Annotated in this window: 1 protein-coding gene; it reads right to left on the bottom strand. The window is 46.4% G+C overall.

Annotated elements, in window-relative coordinates; translation table 11 throughout:
• Window positions 1–429, bottom strand: a 429-nt coding sequence (locus AB4589_RS00635; protein WP_372099099.1) for a hypothetical protein, incomplete at both ends; no start/stop codon positions are given.

The following is a 429-nucleotide window of genomic DNA, read 5'->3' on the forward strand; positions in this document are numbered from 1 at the left end:
TTTGTAAGCCGTAGTTAATGACAGTTGCCGTGTCTACACTAAAAGCTGCTGCATAATTTCCTTGTCTAAAACCTTCTGGATCGATTTTTGCCGTTTTATCTAACACCTTCCAGATGAGATCTACAATAAACTCAGGGTGACGCCTTGGGTCGAGTGCCATGGTGTCGCGCATACAGAACCAGCTTCCACCACCTAGGCGTTTTTGATTCGTAGCATTTTTAAAATACGCCGTATGCAAACCTTGTAGGTAGGCGTTTAAGCGTATGGACTCCACGGTGTCCGTCTCGTCAATGTGCTGCAAGAAGTAGGGCAGTTTGGTGATGTCCGGCAGGTTTTGGGAATATGGTCTTTTATTTATTATTGCGAGTTCGTACTGCTCGTGTATCTCGCTCAGCAGTTGAGTGAGCTCGGGAGAGTGGGGTTGAGCTT

The organism is Vibrio sp. 10N.222.49.A3 (assembly GCF_041475145.1).
GTDB classification, from domain to species: domain Bacteria; phylum Pseudomonadota; class Gammaproteobacteria; order Enterobacterales; family Vibrionaceae; genus Vibrio; species Vibrio tasmaniensis_A.